Source organism: Pseudomonas sp. LRF_L74, from assembly GCF_965644255.1.
Classification (GTDB): domain Bacteria; phylum Pseudomonadota; class Gammaproteobacteria; order Pseudomonadales; family Pseudomonadaceae; genus Aquipseudomonas.
In genome coordinates, this window is record NZ_CBFFRH010000013.1 from 80,304 (window position 1) to 100,290 (window position 19,987).

Annotated in this window: 23 protein-coding genes; 17 read left to right on the forward strand and 6 right to left on the reverse strand. The window is 64.6% G+C overall.

Translation table 11 applies throughout. The annotated features are described in order from the left end of the window. The first annotated feature begins 29 nt into the window (after positions 1-29). Positions 30-467: a rhodanese-like domain-containing protein gene (locus tag ACSZPK_RS24770; protein ID WP_437884282.1), complete on the forward strand. Its 438-nt coding sequence runs from the start codon at positions 30-32 to the stop codon at positions 465-467. Here the strand turns inward: ACSZPK_RS24770 and ACSZPK_RS24775 are convergent. Continuing rightward, positions 451-777, reverse strand: a complete 327-nt coding sequence (locus tag ACSZPK_RS24775; protein WP_437884283.1) for an EscU/YscU/HrcU family type III secretion system export apparatus switch protein — start codon at positions 775-777, stop codon at positions 451-453. The genes ACSZPK_RS24770 and ACSZPK_RS24775 overlap by 17 nt on opposite strands. Beyond that, entirely contained in the window at positions 774-2,321 is a 1,548-nt protein-coding gene (locus tag ACSZPK_RS24780; RefSeq protein WP_437884284.1) for a flagellar hook-length control protein FliK, read from the reverse strand. Before ACSZPK_RS24780 ends, ACSZPK_RS24775 begins: the two co-directional genes overlap by 4 nt. A 167-nt stretch (positions 2,322-2,488) precedes the next feature. Between ACSZPK_RS24780 and ccmA the strand changes: the two genes are divergently transcribed. The 11 genes from ccmA to ACSZPK_RS24835 all read left to right on the forward strand — a co-directional run bounded on the left by ccmA (position 2,489) and on the right by ACSZPK_RS24835 (position 10,388). Further along, complete coding sequence (gene ccmA, locus ACSZPK_RS24785; RefSeq protein ID WP_437884285.1) at positions 2,489-3,133, forward strand: cytochrome c biogenesis heme-transporting ATPase CcmA; 645 nt, start codon at positions 2,489-2,491, stop codon at positions 3,131-3,133. Next, on the forward strand, positions 3,130-3,798 hold the full coding sequence (ccmB, locus tag ACSZPK_RS24790; protein WP_437884286.1) for a heme exporter protein CcmB: 669 nt from the start codon (positions 3,130-3,132) through the stop codon (positions 3,796-3,798). The genes ccmA and ccmB overlap by 4 nt, the downstream gene beginning before the upstream one ends. A 52-nt stretch (positions 3,799-3,850) precedes the next feature. After that, entirely contained in the window at positions 3,851-4,609 is a 759-nt protein-coding gene (locus ACSZPK_RS24795; protein ID WP_437884287.1) for a heme ABC transporter permease, read from the forward strand. Beyond that, the gene (gene ccmD / locus ACSZPK_RS24800) at positions 4,606-4,782 is read left to right on the forward strand and encodes a heme exporter protein CcmD (RefSeq protein WP_437884288.1); all 177 of its coding nucleotides are present in this window, start codon (positions 4,606-4,608) and stop codon (positions 4,780-4,782) included. Before ACSZPK_RS24795 ends, ccmD begins: the two co-directional genes overlap by 4 nt. Further along, a complete protein-coding gene (gene ccmE / locus ACSZPK_RS24805) occupies positions 4,779-5,228 on the forward strand; it encodes a cytochrome c maturation protein CcmE (protein ID WP_437884289.1) in 450 nt (149 codons plus the stop codon). Before ccmD ends, ccmE begins: the two co-directional genes overlap by 4 nt. A gap of 2 nt (positions 5,229-5,230) precedes the next feature. Continuing rightward, on the forward strand, positions 5,231-7,219 hold the full coding sequence (locus ACSZPK_RS24810) for a heme lyase CcmF/NrfE family subunit (RefSeq protein ID WP_437884290.1): 1,989 nt from the start codon (positions 5,231-5,233) through the stop codon (positions 7,217-7,219). Further along, the gene (locus tag ACSZPK_RS24815) at positions 7,216-7,749 is read left to right on the forward strand and encodes a DsbE family thiol:disulfide interchange protein (protein WP_437884291.1); all 534 of its coding nucleotides are present in this window, start codon (positions 7,216-7,218) and stop codon (positions 7,747-7,749) included. The genes ACSZPK_RS24810 and ACSZPK_RS24815 overlap by 4 nt, the downstream gene beginning before the upstream one ends. Further along, the gene (locus ACSZPK_RS24820) at positions 7,746-8,225 is read left to right on the forward strand and encodes a cytochrome c-type biogenesis protein (protein ID WP_437884292.1); all 480 of its coding nucleotides are present in this window, start codon (positions 7,746-7,748) and stop codon (positions 8,223-8,225) included. The genes ACSZPK_RS24815 and ACSZPK_RS24820 overlap by 4 nt, the downstream gene beginning before the upstream one ends. Then, the gene (gene ccmI / locus ACSZPK_RS24825) at positions 8,222-9,415 is read left to right on the forward strand and encodes a c-type cytochrome biogenesis protein CcmI (RefSeq protein WP_437884293.1); all 1,194 of its coding nucleotides are present in this window, start codon (positions 8,222-8,224) and stop codon (positions 9,413-9,415) included. Before ACSZPK_RS24820 ends, ccmI begins: the two co-directional genes overlap by 4 nt. Further along, positions 9,412-9,816: a hypothetical protein gene (locus tag ACSZPK_RS24830; RefSeq protein ID WP_437884294.1), complete on the forward strand. Its 405-nt coding sequence runs from the start codon at positions 9,412-9,414 to the stop codon at positions 9,814-9,816. The genes ccmI and ACSZPK_RS24830 overlap by 4 nt, the downstream gene beginning before the upstream one ends. An 86-nt stretch (positions 9,817-9,902) precedes the next feature. Then, positions 9,903-10,388, forward strand: a complete 486-nt coding sequence (locus tag ACSZPK_RS24835; protein ID WP_437884295.1) for a glutathione peroxidase — start codon at positions 9,903-9,905, stop codon at positions 10,386-10,388. Positions 10,389-10,551: 163 nt separating this feature from the next. On the opposite strand, the gene ACSZPK_RS24840 is transcribed toward ACSZPK_RS24835, so the two are convergent. Continuing rightward, positions 10,552-12,864, reverse strand: coding sequence for an ATP-binding protein (locus ACSZPK_RS24840; protein ID WP_437884296.1), 2,313 nt, complete (start codon positions 12,862-12,864; stop codon positions 10,552-10,554). Between the two features lie 155 nt (positions 12,865-13,019). Here ACSZPK_RS24840 and ACSZPK_RS24845 point away from each other — a divergent pair, with 155 nt between their 5' ends. Both ACSZPK_RS24845 and ACSZPK_RS24850 read left to right on the forward strand, forming a co-directional pair. Continuing rightward, entirely contained in the window at positions 13,020-13,910 is an 891-nt protein-coding gene (locus ACSZPK_RS24845; RefSeq protein ID WP_437884297.1) for an ATP-binding protein, read from the forward strand. Beyond that, positions 13,907-14,404: a GAF domain-containing protein gene (locus ACSZPK_RS24850; protein ID WP_437884298.1), complete on the forward strand. Its 498-nt coding sequence runs from the start codon at positions 13,907-13,909 to the stop codon at positions 14,402-14,404. Before ACSZPK_RS24845 ends, ACSZPK_RS24850 begins: the two co-directional genes overlap by 4 nt. Positions 14,405-14,618: 214 nt before the next feature. On the opposite strand, the gene tsaA is transcribed toward ACSZPK_RS24850, so the two are convergent. Beyond that, positions 14,619-15,317, reverse strand: a complete 699-nt coding sequence (tsaA, locus tag ACSZPK_RS24855) for a tRNA (N6-threonylcarbamoyladenosine(37)-N6)-methyltransferase TrmO (RefSeq protein ID WP_437884299.1) — start codon at positions 15,315-15,317, stop codon at positions 14,619-14,621. Between the two features lie 188 nt (positions 15,318-15,505). Between tsaA and ACSZPK_RS24860 the strand changes: the two genes are divergently transcribed. From ACSZPK_RS24860 to ACSZPK_RS24870, 3 genes are all read left to right on the forward strand, one after another. Next, positions 15,506-16,126, forward strand: coding sequence for a glutathione S-transferase (locus tag ACSZPK_RS24860; RefSeq protein WP_437884300.1), 621 nt, complete (start codon positions 15,506-15,508; stop codon positions 16,124-16,126). A gap of 111 nt (positions 16,127-16,237) precedes the next feature. Next, a complete protein-coding gene (locus ACSZPK_RS24865; protein WP_437884301.1) occupies positions 16,238-17,170 on the forward strand; it encodes an ABC transporter ATP-binding protein in 933 nt (310 codons plus the stop codon). Beyond that, positions 17,167-17,946: an ABC transporter permease gene (locus ACSZPK_RS24870; RefSeq protein WP_437884302.1), complete on the forward strand. Its 780-nt coding sequence runs from the start codon at positions 17,167-17,169 to the stop codon at positions 17,944-17,946. Before ACSZPK_RS24865 ends, ACSZPK_RS24870 begins: the two co-directional genes overlap by 4 nt. A 12-nt stretch (positions 17,947-17,958) precedes the next feature. Here ACSZPK_RS24870 and ACSZPK_RS24875 read toward each other — a convergent pair whose 3' ends face one another. Next, positions 17,959-19,284 (reverse strand): heavy metal sensor histidine kinase, encoded by a 1,326-nt coding sequence (locus ACSZPK_RS24875; RefSeq protein WP_437884321.1) that lies wholly within the window; start codon positions 19,282-19,284, stop codon positions 17,959-17,961. Further along, on the reverse strand, positions 19,281-19,955 hold the full coding sequence (locus ACSZPK_RS24880; RefSeq protein WP_437884303.1) for a heavy metal response regulator transcription factor: 675 nt from the start codon (positions 19,953-19,955) through the stop codon (positions 19,281-19,283). The genes ACSZPK_RS24875 and ACSZPK_RS24880 overlap by 4 nt, the downstream gene beginning before the upstream one ends. Positions 19,956-19,987: the final 32 nt, after the last annotated feature.

Below are 19,987 nucleotides of genomic sequence, written 5' to 3' on the forward strand. Positions count from 1 at the left end.
CAGCCATGGATTTCGCGCGGAGGTCTGCCATGCGTGTTGCTCTTCTGCTGATCCTGTGCTGCCTGGGCTCGCCCGTCGTGGCCAGCGAAGCGCCGTTGCAGGTCAAGGGCGCGATGACGATCAATGTCATGCAGGCACGTTACCTGTACGAATACGGCGCAATGTTCGTCGATGTGCGCTCTGCCCGGCAGTGGTCGTGGGGGCATGTGGCGGGGGCGGTGCATTTGCCGATCGACGATGGTTTCAGCGACCTTGCCCATCAGCGTTGGCCGCGTGAGTTGCCACTGGTGCTGTACTGCGAAAGCGATGTCTGCCCGCACGCTGCTCAGGCTTCGCAGTTGGCGGTGGCCTGGGGCTACACCCAGGTGTTCTATTTCCGCGCCGGCTACTTTTCCTGGCAACTCCATGACCTGCCCCAGGGCAAGGGCGGCAAGGGCGATCTGCTGGCGTTCATGGGCGCTCTGTAGACCCTTCGGCAGGTGGTGTGATGTCGCGTTCGCCGTCCTGCTGCTCGAAGCCGACGGGGCATTTGTCTTTCAGATACCAGGCGAAGGCGATGATCTCGGCGATGCTGCGATACAGCGCCTCGGGGATCGCGTCGCCCAGTTCGAGGCGGGCGAGCAGGCGGACCAGCTCGGCATTCTCATAGATCGGCACTTCATACTCGCGAGCGATCTGCAGGATCGCTTCGGCCAGTTCGTCGTCACCCTTGGCGCTGAGGGTCGGTGCCGAGGCGCCGTCGTAGGAGAGGGCGATGGCCTGTCTGGGTTGTCTCATGCGGTTTCGTCCACCCAGCGTTGTTCGAGGTGCGTTTTCGGCCCGCGTGGTGGCGTGCCCTGGCGGCAGGCCAACTCGTCGACTTCGAGGCCGGCGGCGCTCAGGCGTTCGCGCAAGTGGCCCAGCTCCCGTTCGACGAGCGCCACGGTCTGGCCGTTCTCGGCCCAAAGCTGACTGGAGAAACGCCCCTGCAACACCTGCGCTTGCACTTGTAGCGGCCCCAGCGGGGCCAGGTCGAAGGCCAGGTCGATGCGCCAGAGGATTTCTTTCTTGTCCTGTTTGCCAGTCCCCCCTTTGCCTTGCTCTTCCTCGCGTTGCAGCCTGATCTGCAACGGCACGATGTCGTGCTGGCTACGCATGGGCAGCTCCAGTTGCCAGGTGGTAAGCAGGTTGCCGTCGGGGGTGACTTCGTTTTGCGCCAGGCTCGACAACTGATGGGTCTGCAACCGCGATACCGCAGCCGCGGCCAGGCGCAGCACGGTCTGCAGGTCGGCCTCCTCATCCATCGACTGCAACAGTCGCGATGGCAGCGGAAAACTCATCGCCTGCTGGCGCAGGCTGCTCTGCCCCAGATTGCCCAGGGCATTGCGCATCAGGGCGGGCAAGGCCTGGGCCAGCGCGGCGGCGGGAGGCGGGGTGCCGGTGGGCAGGTTGGGCAGGTTGGGCAGCAACTGGGCGATCAGGCGCAGCAGATTGGCCTTGAGATCCTGGGGCAGGGCAGCGGCCTGGCCGCTGAGCAGTTTGCCTTCGAGGAACAGTCCGCTGTTTTCCAGGGCCTTGGCCAGGCCTTTCTCGGTGCTCAATTGTTCCCCGTCCGGAAGCAACGCGAGCAGCTTGTCGATGCTGCCCCGCACGTCCGCCGGCATGTCGTTGCCGGCGGTTCCCTGCAGTGCCTTGAACAAGCCTTCCAGCGAGCCCTGGCGGCCTTGCTGGGTCGCCATCTGCTGGCCGAGGGCGAGCTGATCCAGGCGCCCGCTCAGGGGCATGAAGGACAGGCTCTGGTCGCCTTTGACCTGGGCCGTCAGCAGGCTGCCCAGCGGCAGCGGCACGGGCGATTCGATACTCAGCTTGTTGCCGGCCAGCGGCGTATTGAGCAGGCTCACCAGGGCCTTGTAGACGACCTGGGCGCCATTTTGCAACGCGCTCTGCGTGGCCACGACCTTGCCCTGCAACTGGGTGCCGACCGGCAATTGTTCGAGGTCGATGCTGGTCAGGGCCTGGGTCGCGCTGGCTTGCAGGGCAACGCCCAGGCGCGACGTCGACAAGGCGGTCACCGTGACGTTGCTACCGAGTGCGAGTGCCCGGCTACCGGCAGCTTCCACGATGGTCTGGCGACCGCTGTCCAGGGTCAGTTTGAGCAGCAGTTGGAAGCTGTTGGCCGAGGACTCCTTGACCGAGACGACCTCGGCGTCAGCCGTCTCGCCAGCGACCATGAGGCCATCCAGCGGCTTGAGCAACTTGACCGCCAGGTCGGCAGCCGAAACCGTTGCCCGACTGGTCGATGAGCTGGGCGCAACAGGAAGGGAACTGCCTATTTCTGCCATTGCCGATCCAGACCCTGAAAACCGTTGAGGTGGCGACGTGCCGCAGGGGAGCGTCTTCGTCGATAAATGCGCGGCGATGCCCGCTATGTATAATGCCGCCCCGTTCGGAGCGGCCGCGATCATGTGCACCATTATAGCGGCCGCGACCGTGCCGACTTGAACCGCCGATGGGTAGCCATGTCTTGACCACTTTGCATCTTGCAGCCGATGGCCTTGTTTGTGAGCGCGATGGGCGCCTGTTGTTCGAGGATCTCAGCCTGCGAATCGAGGCTGGCACGCTGTTGCAGGTCAGCGGTCCCAATGGCAGCGGCAAGACCAGCCTGTTGCGTCTGCTGGCCGGGTTGATGCAACCCAGCGCTGGCAGGGTAACCCTCAATGGCGAGCCGGTCGGCGCGCAGAAAGAGCAGAGCAGCCTGCTTTGGATCGGTCATGCAGCGGGGATCAAGGGGCTATTGAGCGCCGAAGAGAACCTCGCCTGGCTTTGTGCGCTGCATCAGCCCAGCCGCCGCGAGCCGATCTGGCAGGCGCTGGCCGCCGTTGGCCTGCGTGGCTTCGAAGACGTGCCCTGTCACACGCTATCGGCCGGCCAGCAGCGACGCGTGGCGCTGGCCCGCCTGTATCTCGACGGGCCGGCGCTGTGGATTCTCGACGAACCCTTCACCGCCCTGGACAAGGCTGGCGTGGCGCAGCTGGAAGCCCATCTGGCCGCTCATTGCGCGGGTGGCGGCATCGTCATTTTCACCACGCACCATCAGTTGAGTGTGAAGCCGGCTGGTTATCGTGAACTCGAGCTCGGGCGGAAAACGGCATGAGCGTATTTATGCACCTGCTCACCCGCGAAGCGCGCCTGCTGTTCAGACGTCCGGCTGAGCTGGCTAATCCTTTAGTCTTCTTCGCCATCGTCATCGCCCTGTTCCCCCTGGCGATCGGGCCAGAGAGCCAACTGCTCCAGCGCATCGCCCCCGGGCTCGTCTGGGTCGCGGCTTTGCTGTCGGTACTGTTGTCGCTCGATGGGCTGTTCCGCAGCGATTTCGAGGATGGTTCTTTGGAACAATGGGTCCTTTCGCCGCACCCGCTGCCTCTTCTGGTATTGGCCAAGGTACTGGCACACTGGGCGCTCTCCGGGCTGGCGCTGGTGATTTTGTCGCCGGCCCTGGGGCTGATGCTGGGGTTGCCGATGGCCTGTTTGCCGGTACTGTTGCTGTCACTGTTGCTGGGTACGCCTATCCTGAGCTTGCTCGGGGCGGTTGGCGCGGCGTTGACGGTCGGCCTGAAGCGCGGTGGATTGCTGCTGGCGCTGTTGATATTGCCGCTGTACATACCGGTGTTGATCCTGGGCAGCGGTTCCCTGCAAGCTGCGTTGCAGGGTTTGCCCAGCGATGGGCATTTGTTGTGGCTGGCGAGTCTGAGTGCCCTGGCGGTAACGCTGACACCTTTCGCCATCGCCGCCGGGCTGAAGATCAGCGTCGGCGAATAAAAAACAGGTCCGATGCCGTTGCGGACAACGCGGCAGGACCCAAAGAGTTGCCGTGATGAATTGGACCTGGTTTCACAAGTGGGGCTCGCCCAAGTGGTTCTATGAAAAGAGTGGCCGCTGGCTGCCCTGGCTGGCTGCCGCCGCCGTTCTGCTGCTGCTCACCGCGCTGGTCTGGGGCCTGGCTTTCGCACCGCCGGAGAAATACCAGGGCAACAGCTACCGGATCATCTATATCCACGTGCCTGCCGCGTTCCTCGCCCAGTCCTGCTACCTGATGATGGCCATCGCCGGCGCGGTGGGGCTGATCTGGAAGATGAAGCTGGCCGACGTCGCCCTGCAGCAGGCGGCGCCCATCGGCGCCTGGCTGACCTTCGTCGCCTTGGTCACCGGCGCCATCTGGGGCAAGCCGACCTGGGGCACCTACTGGGTCTGGGATGCGCGCCTGACCTCGATGCTGATCCTGCTGTTCCTCTACTTCGGCATCATCGCCCTGGGCCAGGCGATCAGTAACCGTGACAGTTCGGCCAAGGCCTGCGCCGTGCTGGCGCTGGTCGGCGCGGTGAACATCCCGATCATCCAGAAATCGGTGGAGTGGTGGAACACCTTGCACCAGCCGGCCACCTTCAAGATCACCGGCAAGGCCAGCATGAGCGTCGACATGTGGCTGCCGCTGCTGCTCGCGGTGCTCGGTTTCTACTGCTTCTTCGCCGCCGTGCTGCTCATGCGCATGCGCCTCGAAGTGCTCAAGCGCGAGGCGCGCAGCAGTTGGGTCAAGGCCGAAATCGGCCGGCTGACAGGAGGGCGCCCATGAGTTTTTCGTCTTTCGCCGATTTCATTGCCATGGGACAACACGGCCCTTACGTGTGGACGGCATATGGCATCGGGGTAGCCGTGGTGCTGCTCAACGTCGCCTTGCCGATCCTGGCCAGGCGGCGTTACCTGCAAGACGAGGCGCGCCGTTTGCGCCGGGAGACCCAGCAGTGAACGCGGTTCGCAAAAAACGCCTGTACATCGTCCTCGCCATCGTCGCCGGCGCAGGCATCGCCGTGGCGCTGGCGCTTTCAGCCCTGCAGCAGAACATCAACCTGTTCTACACCCCGACCCAGATCGCCAGCGGCGACGCGCCTAAAGACACCCGCATCCGTGCTGGCGGCATGGTAGAGAAGGGCTCGCTCAAGCGCAGTGGCGATTCCCTGGACGTGGAATTCGTCGTCACCGATTTCGCCCAGCGTGTGACCATCCGCTATCGCGGTATCCTGCCGGACTTGTTCCGCGAAGGGCAGGGCATCGTCGCCCTCGGCAAGCTCGACGCCAATGGCGCGCTGATCGCCGATGAAGTGCTGGCCAAGCACGATGAAAACTACATGCCTCCCGAGGTGACCAAGGCGCTCAAGGACAGCGGCCAGCAACCTGACAAGCACGAGGGCTGAGCATGAACCTGAGTCTGTTCGTTCCAGAGCTCGGCCATCTGTCGCTGATCCTTGCCCTGTGCCTGGCGCTGGTGCAGGCCAGCCTGCCGCTGATCGGCGCCTGGCGTGGCGACCGGCAATGGATGGGCCTGGCGCAACCGGCGGCCTGGGGGCAGTTCGCTTTCATCCTGTTCGCCTTCGCCTGCCTGACCTGGTCGTTCATGGCTGACGATTTCTCGGTCGCCTACGTCGCCAGCAACTCCAACAGCGCCTTGCCCTGGTACTACAAGTTCAGTGCGGTGTGGGGCGCCCACGAAGGTTCCTTGTTGCTCTGGGCCTTGATCCTCGGTGGCTGGACCTTCGCCGTCTCGGTGTTCTCGCGGCAGTTGCCCGAGGTCATGCTGGCGCGGGTGCTGGCGGTGATGGGCATGATCAGCGTCGGCTTCCTGCTGTTCTTGATCATCACCTCCAATCCCTTCGAACGCCTGCTGCCGAACGTGCCCCAGGACGGTCGCGACCTCAATCCGCTGCTGCAGGACATCGGCCTGATCGTGCACCCGCCGATGCTGTACATGGGCTACGTCGGTTTCTCGGTGGCCTTCGCCTTCGCCATCGCCGCCTTGCTCGGCGGCAAGCTGGACGCGGCCTGGGCGCGCTGGTCGCGGCCCTGGACCATGGTCGCCTGGGCCTTTCTCGGCATCGGCATCAGCCTCGGCTCCTGGTGGGCCTATTACGAACTGGGCTGGGGCGGCTGGTGGTTCTGGGACCCGGTGGAGAACGCCTCGTTCATGCCCTGGCTGGTCGGCACGGCGCTGATCCACTCGCTGGCGGTGACGGAAAAACGTGGGGTGTTCAAGAGCTGGACGGTGCTGCTGGCCATCGCCGCGTTCTCGTTGTCGCTGCTCGGCACCTTCCTGGTCCGCTCCGGTGTGCTGACCTCGGTGCATGCCTTCGCCACCGACCCGGCACGCGGGGTGTTCATCCTCGCCTTCCTGTTGCTGGTGATCGGCGGTTCGCTGACCCTGTTCGCCATCCGCGCCCCGGTGGTCAAGAGCCAGGTGGGCTTTGCCCTGTGGTCGCGCGAGACGCTGCTGCTGGCCAACAATATCGTGCTGGTGGTCGCCGCTTCGATGATCCTGCTCGGCACGTTGTACCCGTTGGTGCTCGACGCCATGCATGGCGCCAAGTTGTCGGTCGGACCACCGTATTTCAATGCCTTGTTCGTACCGCTGATGGCCTTGCTGATGCTGGTGATGGCGGTCGGCATCCTGGTGCGCTGGAAGGACACGCCGGTGAAGTGGCTGCTCGGCATGCTCACGCCGGTGCTGCTCGCCAGCGTTGCCTTTGGTGCGCTGGCGAGCCTGCTGGCGGACGATTTCCACTGGGCGGCCCTGGCGGTATTCCTGCTGGCCGGCTGGGTGGTATTCGCCGGGCTGCGCGATCTGCTCGACAAGACCCGCCACAAGGGCTTGCTCAAGGGTATCGGAAACCTGTCTTCCAGCTACTGGGGCATGCAACTGGCGCACCTGGGCATGGCCGTGTGCGCAGTGGGTGTGGTGCTGGTCAGTCAGGGCAGTGCCGAGCGCGACCTGCGCCTGGCGCCGGGCGAGTCGCTGGAACTGGGCGGCTATCGCTTCGTCTTCGAGGGCGCCAAGCACCATGAAGGGCCGAACTTCACTTCGGATCGCGGCACCATCCGCGTGCTCGATGACGGCGAGGAAGTGGCGCTGCTGCATCCGGAGAAGCGCCTGTACACCGTGCAGCGCATGCCGATGACCGAGGCGGGCATCGACCCAGGCTTTACCCGCGATCTTTACGTCGCCCTTGGCGAGCCGCTGAAAAACGGTGCCTGGGCGGTGCGCGTGCACATCAAGCCGTTCGTGCGCTGGATCTGGCTGGGCGGTCTGATGATGGGCCTGGGCGGCCTGCTGGCGGCACTCGACAAGCGCTATCGGGTCAAGGTGAAAACGCGGGTGCGCGATGTACTCGGGCTGAGGGAGGTTGCAGCATGAAACGTCTGGTCCTGCTGATCCCATTGCTGCTGTTCCTCGGCATGGCGGTGCTGCTCTATCGCGGCCTGTTCCATGATCCGAGCGAGCTGCCTTCGGCGCTGATCGGCAAACCGCTGCCGGCCTTCAGCCTGCCCGATCTCAAGGAGCCGCAGCGTCTGTTGACCCAGGACGACCTCAAGGGCCGCCCGGCGCTGATCAATGTCTGGGCCACCTGGTGCCCGACCTGCAAGGCCGAGCACCAGATGCTCAATCGCCTGGCCGAGACCGGCGTGGTGATCCACGGCGTCAACTACAAGGACGACAGCGAGGCCGCGCGCAAGTGGCTGGCCGACTACAAGGACCCCTACCAGCGCAACGTGGTCGACAACGACGGCAGCCTGGGGCTCGACCTGGGTGTGTATGGCGCGCCGGAGACCTTCCTGGTCGATGCCCAGGGCATCATTCGCCACAAGTACATCGGCGCCATCGACGAGCGGGTCTGGCGCGAAGAGCTGGCACCGCTGTACCAGGCGCTGGAGAGCAAGCCGTGAAGCGCATTTTCTTCGCCTGTCTGTTGCTGATGATCGGCGGCTTGGCCCAGGCGGCCATCGAGGCCAATCAGTTCAAGAACGATGCCGAGCGTGAACGTTTTCGCAGCCTGACCGAAGAGCTGCGCTGCCCGAAATGCCAGAACCAGAACATCGCCGATTCCGATGCGCCCATCGCCAAGGACCTGCGCCGGGAAATCCTGCGCCTGATGGACGAGGACAAGAGCGACGACGAGATCGTCGATTTCCTGGTCCTGCGCTACGGCGACTTCGTGCGCTACAAGCCACCCGTGGACAGTCGCACCTACCTGTTGTGGTATGGCCCGTTCGCGCTGCTCGGCTGTGGTGCGCTGGTGCTCGGCGTGCTGGTGGCCCGACGCCGTCGCGCTGGCCTCGCGTCGGCGAGCGGAGAACTCTCCGCCGATGAACGCGCGCGCCTCGCCGTATTGCTCAACCGTCAGGAAAACCAAGACCGATGATCGAATTCTGGCTCGCCGCCGGCCTGCTGTTGCTGGCGGCCCTGGCTTTCCTGCTGCTGCCCGTGTTGCGTGGGCGCAAGAAACAGACCGAGGAAGACCGTACCGCGCTGAACGTGGCACTGTACCAGGAGCGCCTGGCCGAACTGCAGGCCCAGCGCCAGGCCGGTACGCTGAGCGACGGGCAGTTGCAGGCCGGGCAGGCCGAGGCCGCCCGCGAACTGCTGGCTGATACCGAAGACAGCGAACAGCGGCGTGCCTCCCGGCTTGGGCGCGCGGTGCCGCTGATCGCCGCGCTGCTGGTGCCGCTGGTCGCGGCCGGCCTCTACTGGCATTGGGGCGCGCTCGGCACCATCAGGGACATGGCCGACAATCGCCAATTGACTGTCCCGGAGATGACCGCCCGGCTCGAAGCCTCGGTGAAGCAGCAGCCTGATTCGGCCGAGTCCTGGTATTACCTGGGGCGCCTGTACATGGCGCAGAACCGTCCTGCCGAAGCGGCGCATGCCTATGAGCAGGCCGCAGGCGTGGCAGGGCGTGCGCCGGAGTTGCTGGGGCAATGGGCGCAGGCGTTGTATTTCGCCAATGGCAAGGCCTGGTCCGAGCAGGTCCAGACGCTGACCGATGAAGCGCTCAAGGCCGATCCGCAGGAAGTCACCAGCCTGGGGCTGCTGGGGATTGCCGCGTTCGAGAGCCAGCGCTTCGCCGAGGCCATCGATTATTGGCAACGGCTGGCCAACCTGATGCCGGAGAACGATCCGTCACGCCAGGCCATCGAGGGCGGTATCCAGAAGGCACGCGAGCAATTGCTGGCGCGGGGAGAGAAGGTCGAGGCGCCTGCTGCGGAGCACAGGTTGCGTGTACGTGTCGAACTGGCGCCAAACGTGAAAGACAAGGCTGCTGCCGATGACGCGGTGTTCGTTTTCGCCCGTGCCGCTTCCGGCCCGCCGATGCCGCTGGCAGCCAAGCGTTTGAAAGTCAGTGATCTGCCTGCCGAAGTCGAGCTGTCCGATGCCGACGCGATGATGCCGCAGTTGAAACTTTCTGCCTTCGCCCAGGTTCAACTGGTGGCACGCATCTCCCGTGCAGGCGACGCGAAGGCCGGTGAGTGGATCGGCCGCAGCGCCGATATCGCCAGCGCCACCGGTGCGCTGCAAACGCTGATCATCGATACCCAGGACACACCGCAGTGATTCGTCAGTCGATCCATTTCAAACACCTCGCCTGCCTGGCCTTGCTGGCCGTCATGGCCGGTTGTACCACCAGCGGGCCTCAGCCAGGTGGTGGCCAGGTAATTACCCAGCCACCCGCCACGCCATCCGGTTCCGGGCCGACCATCACCCCTCCGGTGACCCCGACGACAGCACCGACCCGCCTGCCGTCGCACCCGCGCTTCGCACCGCCACCGGGCGGCAACAGCTACTGGGACACGACGTTGAACGTGTACGTCCTGCCGGATCGGACCTACTACCGCGATCGCACCTACTATCGCTGGTCGGATGGCTGGAGCTGGGCGTCGCATCCGAATGGGCCGTGGCAGGCCGCGGACCTCAGTGAGATTCCGCCGGGGCTGTCGCGCAAATACGCGCGCTAGCGGCCGCAGGCGGCGAATCGAGCGTTCACTTGCGACCTGATTCGGACGCTGGCTACTCTTGCAGCCATTCCCTAGGAGTAGCAGCCATGAGCGACGCGTTGCTTGAGATCCCCGTCATCGACATCAAGGGTGAGCAGAAGACCCTTGCCGACTACGCTGGCAAGGCCCTGCTGGTGGTCAACACCGCCAGCGAGTGCGGTTTCACCCCGCAATACCAGGGATTGGAAGCGCTCTGGCAGGCCTACAGGGAACGTGGCCTGGTCATACTGGGGTTTCCGTGCAACCAGTTCGGCCGCCAGGAACCGGGGGACGAGGCGGGCATCGTCGAGTTCTGCGAGTTGAATTTCGGCGTCAGCTTTCCGCTGTTTCGCAAGGTCGAGGTCAATGGCCCCGGTGCCCATCCGCTGTTCGTCGCCCTGAAGAAACGCGCGCCTGGCCTGCTGGGCAGCCAGGGCATCAAATGGAATTTCACCAAATTCCTGGTCGACGGCGAGGGGCGCACGGTCAAGCGTTTTGCGCCGACCACCAAGCCCGAGGCGCTGCGCGATGAAATCGAAGCCTTGCTGATGTGAGGCGTGCGCAGCGTGGTTCTTAGAACCTGTTCACGATCTGCTGCGCGTCGGCCAAACAAGGTTGAAAGCGACCTCGGAATGCTCATTTACAACTCGTAAACTCTGCTTCCTCGGTCACTTTCGCCCCTGTTTTACTCTAGCTCGCGAGATCGTGAACAGGTTCTTACGGCGCTATCGGCAGCCAGGCCTCCAGCAGTGCGACCAGGTCTTCGCGGCGAAATGGCTTGGCCATGTAATCGTCCATGCCCGCGGCCTGGCAGCGTTCGCGCTCCTCGGGCAGGGCGTTGGCGGTCAGGGCGATGATTGGCAGCTCGGGCCAGTTCGCCATCTGGCGGATACGCCGGGTGGCTTCGTAGCCATCCATGACCGGCATGTTGCAGTCCATCAGCACCAGGTCCGCCGGATTCTCCTGCAAATACTCGATGGCCTCGACGCCGTTGGCGGCGATGCCTACCTCGCAGCCCAGCTTGACCAGCATGCCGCGGGCGACCATCTGGTTGACCGCATTGTCCTCGACCAGCAGCACGCGGGCCTTGTGCAGGCTGGCGGGGACATCGGTCGTGCCTGGTGGCTGGTCCGTTTGCCCTGGGCTCAGCAGTTGCTGCAGGGCTTTGTACAGGGCGGCCCGTGACAGCGGCCGGGCCAGTTGGCTGAATGGCGCGAGCGGCTCGCTGCCTTCCGTGCCGAGCAAGCCGCCATAGGAGGTGACCAGCAGGATCGGCGCCTGGGTGGCGCGGCGCAGGCCTGGCAGTTGGCTGCTGTCGTCGCAGATCAGCAGATCGCACTCGACCTGGTTGCCCAGTTCTTCCTGGGTGCGCTGGCGGAAAGCCAGGCCCCAGTGTGGCAACCAGCCTGCCAGCAGTTCTTCCAGGCCACTGCCCGGGTGGCAGAGCGTGGTGGCCTGGCCTTTGAGGAAGGTCCATTGTTGCGCGGGTTGATGAGAGGGCAGAGGCAGGTCGGCAACGAAGCGGCTGCCATCACCCTCCACCGACTCCACGACCAGCTTGCCGTCCATGGCTTCGCACAGGCGCCGGGTCAGGGCCAGGCCGAGGCCGGTGCCGCCATATTGGCGGGTGATGCCTGCGCCGGCCTGGGTGTAGGGCTGGAAGATCCGTGCCTGCGCCTCGGCGGCGATACCGATGCCGGTGTCACGTACCTCGACGCGAACGCCGCTGGCCGTGGGGCTCACTCGCAAGTCGACGCGGCCGGTACGGGTGAACTTGAGCGCATTGGACAGCAGGTTGCTGACGATCTGCCGGACACGGGTCGGATCGCCCAGGATCAGGGCAGGCAAGCGCGGGTCGACCAGGCAGGTCAGCTCGACCATGGGGCTGGCGTTCTGCGACAGCAGGCTGGCGGTATCCTCGGCGAGGGTGCCGAGGTCGAAAGGAATCCGTTCCAGTTCGAGCTGACCGGCTTCGTGCTTGGACAGGTCGAGGATGTCGTTGAGCAGTTCGACCAGGATCTTGCCCGAGTTATGGGCGATCGCCAGTTGCTGGCGCTGCTCGTCGGTCAGCTTGCCATCCAGGGTCAGGGAGAGCATGCCGAGCAGGCCGTTGAGCGGCGTGCGGATTTCATGGCTCATGCTGGCCAGCAGGCTGGCGCGTGCCTGGGCCATTTCCAGGGCGGTCCGCCGGGCGGCTTCCAGGTCGTTGTTGGAGAGGGTCAGGCGGGCGTTAGTGGCCTTGAGCTCGGCGGTGCGGGCCGAGACGATGTGTTCCAGCTCGCCGAGGTACTGGGTCAGGCGATCTTCAGCTTCGCGGCGCAGGTCGATGACATCGTGGATGCTCGACAACTGCTGATTGATCACCGCTACCAGCGTGCCGATTTCGTCCAGCTCATGGTTCCTGGGGCAGGGGATCGGTTCGAAATCCTTCTTCGGATCGCGCTCGGTGAGCGAGCGGATGGTGCTTATCAATGGCTTGGTCAGCATGAAATAGAACAGCACCAGCAGAATCAGCGCCAGCAGCAGGCTGCGGGCGAAGCCGGTGAGCAGGGTCAGCAGGCTGCGCTCCAGGAAGTGGTTGCCGAAGGCATAGGTATCGACCTGCAGGCGCAGTACACCGAGAGATTCGTCGGGCTCGTGACTGACGAACAACTGGTCGACGAACTGGCGGCTGTCGCCGAACAGCATGTCGCTGAGTACCCGATAGCCGCTCCGCGAGGCCGGGCGTTGCACGGAGGCGAGGGTCAGGCCGCTGCTGTCGATGATTTCCGCGCGTATCACCGCCGGCGAGCGCAGCAGGCCCACGACCAGTTCCTGGGCCAGTTCGGCGTCGATGTTATAGGCGATGCGGGCCGCCGGATTGTGGCTGATTTCCAGCAGGGAGCGGATTTCCCGGTCTATCGCTGCGTCTTCGCTGGCATAATCCAGACCTACTTGGACCAGGGAGAGCAGGGTGCCGAGGATGAATGCCACCAGGACCGTGATGCTGGCCTGTTTGAACGACAGGCGATTGGTGAGCGATATATCCATCGGCAACGCTAGTCCTGGGTCCGGGCGCAGAGCAAAGCATAGCCCAAGCTGCCTTTCTGAGAATCTAACCGCAACTCATTAATCCCATCGGTGAGCGCGCGGCCTCTCATGATGTTGAGTGGTGATGCAGGGACACTTTATACGAGGAGTAGATCGTGGATTCACGCTTGATGAGTTTTCTGCAACGTGCCGAGGAGGTGCTGGAGCGCCTCGAACCGATTCTGCCCGCGCCGCGCCAGCATGTGGACTGGAACAAAACCGTAGCTGCCCGCTGGCACCGGGAAGGGCGCAGTGGCTATCTGCAAGGCCTGGAGGTGACCCTGGACCTGAGCCTCGACGACCTGGTCGGGGTCGACAGCCAGCGTGAGCAACTGGCGCGCAACACCCAGCAGTTCGTCGACGGCCTGCCAGCCAACCATGTGTTGCTGTGGGGTTCGCGCGGTACCGGCAAGTCCTCGCTGGTGCGGGCATTGCTGGCCGCGCACGCCAAGTCCGGGCTGCGCCTGATCGAGATCGAGCGTGACCATCTGGCCGACCTGCCACGGGTGGTGGAGATGCTCATCGATCTGCCGCAGCGTTTCGTGCTGTTCTGCGACGACCTCTCGTTCGAGTCGGGCGATGGCGATTACCGGGTGCTGAAAAGCGTGCTCGATGGTTCCCTGGAGCGTGCCCCGGACAACGTGTTGCTATACGCCACCTCGAACCGCCGCCATCTGGTGCCGGAGAAGGAGAGCGACAACCTCAACTGGAAGCACGTCGACGGCGAGCTGCACCCGAGCGAAGCGGTGGAGGACAAGATCGCCCTGTCCGATCGCTTTGGCCTGTGGCTGTCGTTCTATCCGTTCACCCAGGAGCATTTCCTGGCGGTGGTGCGCCACTGGATCGGCGTGCTGGCCAAGCCCAGCGGCCTGCAGTGGGAGTGGGACCACGATCTGGAAATCCTGGCGGTTCGCTGGGCGACCGGGCGCGGCAACCGTAACGGCCGCTGTGCCTACCAGTTCGCCCGTCAGTGGGTGGGGCTGCAATTGCTCAAGGTGGCGCCGTGAACGAGTTGCCCGGCGCCGACAGCGGCCTGCGGGGCTATGACCTGCTGGCCGCGCAGCTCGAAGCGTTGCTCGCTGGCGAGCGGGATTTCATTGCCAATAGCGCGCAGTTCGCCGCTTTTCTCTTCGCCGAACTGGAGGGCCTGAACTGGGCCGGCTTCTACCTGAAGCGCGACGAAGAGCTGGTGCTGGGACCGTTCCAGGGCAAGGTCGCCTGCACGCGCATTCCGTTCAGTCGTGGGGTCTGCGGCGCTGCGGCACGAACCCGCAGCACTCAGCGGGTCGAGGATGTACATGCCTTTCCCGGCCACATCGCCTGCGACAGCGCCTCGAACAGCGAGTTGGTGGTGCCGTTGTTGCAAGGTCAGCGGTTGATCGGTGTGCTCGATCTGGATAGCCCCCTGGTCGGCCGTTTTTCAGCTGCGGACCAGGCTGGTATCGAGCGGCTCGTGGCGATATTCCTGGCTGCCAGCGACAGGCTTGAAAAAAGCGGGTGAAAGGCTCCTCCGAGGCAGGAGCGGACGTTTGCTATACCGTCATTCCCGCGAAGGCGGGAACCCAAATAAAAGGCGCTTCTGGATTCCCGCCTTCGCGGGAATGACGGCTAAACACAACGCGTAGTAACAGTCATCGCACGAACGTCCGCTCTTGCCTCGATGCAGCCGTCCAGCCTCACAGGTCATCGGCTTCGAGCGAGGCCGCAGGCCGCTTTCAGTCTTCTGCCTGCACCACTTCGAGCACCCGGATGCGTCCGGGCTCGGGGTAGTGCCAGCGCACCTGCACGTCCCAGTAGCGCACGCCATAGCGGCGGTCGGGCTGCGGCACCTGGTAGGCCGGGCGCGGATCGAGCGCCAGGCACTGTTCGATCAGCTCGGTGACCGGTTGGCCGAGGCGTCGTGAATGGGCCTGGGCCTGGCGCAGGGCCAGGCTTTCCCATTCCACCGGAATCAGTTCCGGGGCGGCGTCGGCGATGCCGTTCTGGGCATCGGCGATCAGATCGGAGTAGGGCACGTAGGGTTTGATATCCAGCACTGGCGTGCCGTCGAGCAGGTCGATGCCTGACAGCCACAGGCGCCCAGGCTCGACCTTGTCCAGCTTGACCACCGACTGGCCGATGCCGTTGGGACGATGGGTCGCCCGGCTGGCGAACACGCCGACCGTGGCATTGCCGCCCAGGCGCGGTGGGCGCACCTTGAGCCGCGGCTTGTCCTCCAGGGCCTGGTGGAACAGGAACAGCAGCCAGACGTGGCTGACTTTTTCCAACCCGGCTACCGCGGCGCCCTTGTCGAACGGTGCCGCAAGCTCCAGCACACCGCGCGCGGCAGGCGCCAGCAAGGGTTGGCGGGGAATGGCGAACTTCTCCTTGAAACAGGAGTGGACGAAGCCGACAGGGGTGACGGAATAGGTCATGCGAGAGCCGTGTTCTTATGAGTAGGCGCATGTTAGCCGATCAGGCCGGCGTGCGTCCGGCTGTCGCACCTGTGTGTGGCGCAATCATGCATGGCGTTGATGAAGACCATCGATATTCCTGCCTGTAACCTTGCGGTTCGCGTGGTAGGGTGCAGCCCGGTCGTGAATCCTTACAAGAGAGGCTGTCGATGCTGAGAATCTGGGGGCGCAAGAACTCCTCGAACGTGCGCAAGGTGCTCTGGTGCGCGGAAGAAATCGGTCTGGCCTACGAGTCGATCGAGGCGGGCGGTGCGTTTGGCCTGGTCGACGAGCCGCAGTATCGGGCGAAAAATCCCAATGGCCTGGTGCCGATGATCGAGGATGGTGAACTGCTGCTCTGGGAGTCCAACGCCATCGTGCGCTACCTGTCCGCCCGCTACAGCGATGGTCTGCTCTACCCACGCGATGCCGCGCAGCGTGCCGCCGGCGACAAGTGGATGGACTGGACCACCTCCAGCCTGGCGGTGCCGTTTCGCGACCTGTTCTGGGGCACCTTGCGTACGCCGCCCGAGCAGCGCAACGAGGCGCTGATCGCCTCGGCACTGGCGCGTTGCGGCGAATTGCTGCGGGTGCCCGACCAGGCCCTGGCCAGCCAGCCCTACCTGTCTGGCGAGGCGCTGGCCATGGGTGACATCCCCCTGGGTTGTTTCGTCTATGCCTGGTTCGAGATGCCCATCGCGCGTCCCGACCTGCCCAACCTCGCCGCCTGGTATCGACGCCTGGGTGAACGCCCAGCCTATCGGCGGGCGGTGATGACGGCATTGACCTGAGCGTCCGTTCAGCATCCTGCGCGCCAGGAGCGTGAACAGGAGCTGGACGTGGTTGCAAAACGCCTCGTCGGGCTCATTTAACTTTCCTTTTCCACCGTGTGCGGGTTCCTCATGAGTTCAGCCCTGTCCATCCGGCAGTTGACCAAGACCTACGGCAACGGCTTCCAGGCCCTCAAGGGCATCGATCTGGAAGTCGCCGAAGGCGACTTCTTCGCCTTGCTCGGCCCCAACGGCGCCGGTAAATCCACCACCATCGGCATCCTCTCGACCCTGGTCAACAAGACCGGCGGCACGGTCAAGGTGTTCGGCAACGACCTGGACGCCCAGCCCTCGGCGCTCAAGCGCTGCCTGGGCGTGGTGCCGCAGGAGTTCAACTTCAACCAGTTCGAGAAGGTCATCGACATCGTCACCACCCAGGCCGGCTACTACGGCATCGGCCGCCGCGTGGCGAGCGAGCGTGCCGAGCGCTACCTGACCCAGCTCGGGCTGTGGGAGAAGCGCAATTCGGCATCCCGCGAGTTGTCCGGCGGCATGAAGCGGCGCCTGATGATCGCCCGCGCGCTGGTGCACGAGCCGCGCCTGCTGATCCTCGACGAGCCCACCGCCGGCGTGGACATCGAGCTGCGCCGCTCGATGTGGACCTTCCTCACCGAGCTGAACCAGCAGGGCATCACCATCATCCTCACCACCCATTACCTGGAAGAGGCCGAGCAACTGTGCCGCAACATCGGCATCATCGACCACGGCACCATCGTCGAGAACACCTCGATGAAGGCCCTGCTCGGCAAACTGCACCTGGAAACCTTCGTCCTCGACCTCAAGGACTCGTTGCCAGCGCCGCCCGCATTGCAGGGCTACCCGGCCAGGCTGCTCGACCACCACACCCTCGAAGTGCAAGTGGAGAAGAGCCTGGGCATCACCGAGCTGTTCCGCCAATTGGCGGCGCAGAACATCGAGGTGCTGAGCATGCGTAACAAGAGCAATCGCCTGGAGGAGCTGTTCGTCTCCCTGGTGGAAAAGAATCTGGCGAAGGTGGCGCTATGAGTCAGGAACTGCAGGCCAACCTGGTGGCCCTGAAAACCATCGTCACCCGCGAAGTGCGCCGCTTCACCCGGATCTGGCCGCAGACCCTGCTGCCCCCGGCGATCACCATGGTTCTGTACTTCGTGATCTTCGGCAACCTGATCGGCCGGCAGGTCGGCGACATGGGCGGCTTCAGCTACATGGAGTACATCGTGCCCGGATTGATCATGATGTCGGTGATCACCAACTCCTACTCCAACGTGGTGTCGAGCTTCTTCGGCAGCAAGTTCCAGCGCAACATCGAGGAGCTGCTGGTCTCGCCGGTGTCGCCGCACATCATCCTCATCGGCTACGTCGCCGGGGGCATGCTGCGTGGCCTGGCGGTGGGGCTGATCGTCACCGTGCTGTCGCTGTTCTTCACCCACCTGCAGGTGCATCACCTGGGGGTGACGGTGCTGGTGGTGCTGCTCACGGCGATCATCTTTTCCATGGGCGGCTTCATCAACGCGGTATTCGCGCGCAACTTCGACGACATCTCCATCGTCCCGACCTTCGTCCTGACGCCGCTGACCTACCTGGGCGGGGTGTTCTACTCGATCGCGCTGCTGCCGCCGTTCTGGCAGACCGTGTCGCTGGCCAACCCGATCCTGCACATGGTCAACGCCTTCCGCTACGGCATCCTCGGTGTGTCCGACATCAGCATCGGCATCGCCATCGCCTTCATGCTGGTGGCTGCGGCCGTGCTTTATGTGGCCTGTGTGCGGTTGCTGGTGAGTGGACGGGGGATGCGCCAGTAACGCCTTCGGTTTTCAGATCGCAGGGAGGCTCAGGGTGAAACGCGTTTCGTCCGGTGTCGATGTACAACGCACGTCGCCGCCGTGGGCGCGGGCGATGCAGCGAGTGATGGCCAGGCCCAGCCCGGCGTGCTCCGCGCCGCCTTCACGACGGGCAGGGTCGGCGCGGTAGAAACGGTCGAACAGATGGTCGATGACTTCGCTGGAAATCTGCTCGCCTTGGTTGCTCACGCTCAGCCCCACGAAGCGTTCGTGCGACTCGACGGACAGGCGAATGCCCCTGCCTGCCGGGCTGAAACGCAGGGCGTTCTCCAGCAGGTTGGACAGGGCGCGACGCAGCAGGGCGCGGTCTGCCATGACCTGCGCATTGCCCTGGAGGTCGAGGACGATGCCGCGCTCCTCGGCGACCAGGCTGAAATACTCGGCCAAGGCCGCCAGTTCTTGCCGTGCATCCAAACGCTCCAGGCGCGTCGGCAGCAGGCCGTTGTCGGCCTTGGCCAGCAGGAGCATGTCGTTGACCATCTGGGCCAGGTGTTGCAGCTCTTCCAGGTTGCTCAGCAGGGCTTCGCGGTAATCCTCCGGCGCCCGTGGCTGGGCCAGGATGACCTGGCTCTGGGTCAGCAGGTTGGACAGCGGCGTGCGCAGCTCGTGGGCGATATCGGCGGAGAAGGCCGACAGGCGCGCGAAGGCATCTTCCAGGCGCGCGAGCATCGCGTTGAAGGCTTCGCCGAGATCGGCCAGTTCGGCGGGAATGTTCTGTTCGGGCAGGCGGGTGGTCAGTGAACTGGCGGATATGCGGCGGGCCACCTGACTCATCTGTTGCAAGGGGCGCAGGCCGCGACGTGCGACCCAGGCGCCGAGCAGCGCCGTGGCCAGCGCCGAGAGGCCCATGCACAGCCAGATCAGGTGCTGCATCTGCAGCAGGAAGTGCTGGTGGTGGCTGATGTCCAGCGCCAGGCGCAACTGGCGGCCATCGGCCAGCGCTGTGCTCAGGACCCGATAATCGCTGTGCCCGCTCTGCCAGCGGTAAAGCGCTCTGGAGTCCTCGGGCAGATCGCTCAGGCGAGGCGTGCTGACGAACAGCGGCTTGCCTTGCCGGTCATCCAGGCGCAGGGCGATATCGGCATGGCGCGCCAGTTCCTGCTCCAGGCGTGTCTGGTAGCCGGAGCCTTGCAGCAGGCCGCCGAACAGCTCGCTGCGGCTTTCCAGCAACTGGCGGTCGAGCTCGACGAAGTGCGATTCGCTGGCGCGGTTGAACAGCAAGCCCGCGACCAGTGCCACACAGGCCACGCAGGTGGCGAACAGCAAGGCCAGTCGGTTGGCCAGCGACAGGCGCATCAGCGCTGCTCCAGCACGTAGCCCATGCCGCGCACGGTATGGATCAAGGGCGTGGCGAAGCCGTCGTCGACCTTGTTGCGCAGGCGACGGATCGCCACTTCGATGACGTTGGTGTCGCTGTCGAAGTTCATGTCCCACACCTGCGAGGCGATCAGCGACTTGGGCAGCACTTCGCCCTGGCGGCGCATCAGCAGTTCGAGCAGGGCGAATTCCTTGGCGGTCAGGTCGATGCGCCTGCCGCTGCGCTCGGCGCGGCGGCGCAGCAGGTCGAGCGACAGGTCGGCCAGTTGCAGGCGGGTTTCCTGGGGCATGCCGGGGCTGCGCCTGAGCAGGCTGCGCACGCGTGCCAGCAGTTCGGTGAAGGCGAAGGGTTTGACCAGGTAGTCGTCGGCACCGCTTTCCAGGCCGTGTACGCGGTCTTCCACGGCATCGCGGGCGGTGAGCAGCAGCACCGGCACTGGCAGGCCGGCAGCGCGGATCGTCGCGAGAATCTGCAAGCCGTCGCGGCCCGGCAGCATCACATCGAGGATCAGCAGGTCATGGTCGCCGGTCAGGGCCAGGTGCTCGCCCTGCTGGCCGTCGGCGACCAGCTCGACGCTGAAGCCGGCCTCGCTCAGGCCCTGGCGCAGGTAATGGCCGGTCTTGGGTTCGTCTTCGATGATCAGCAGTTTCATGGCATGGGCAGATGGCGGGTCGAATCGGCTTT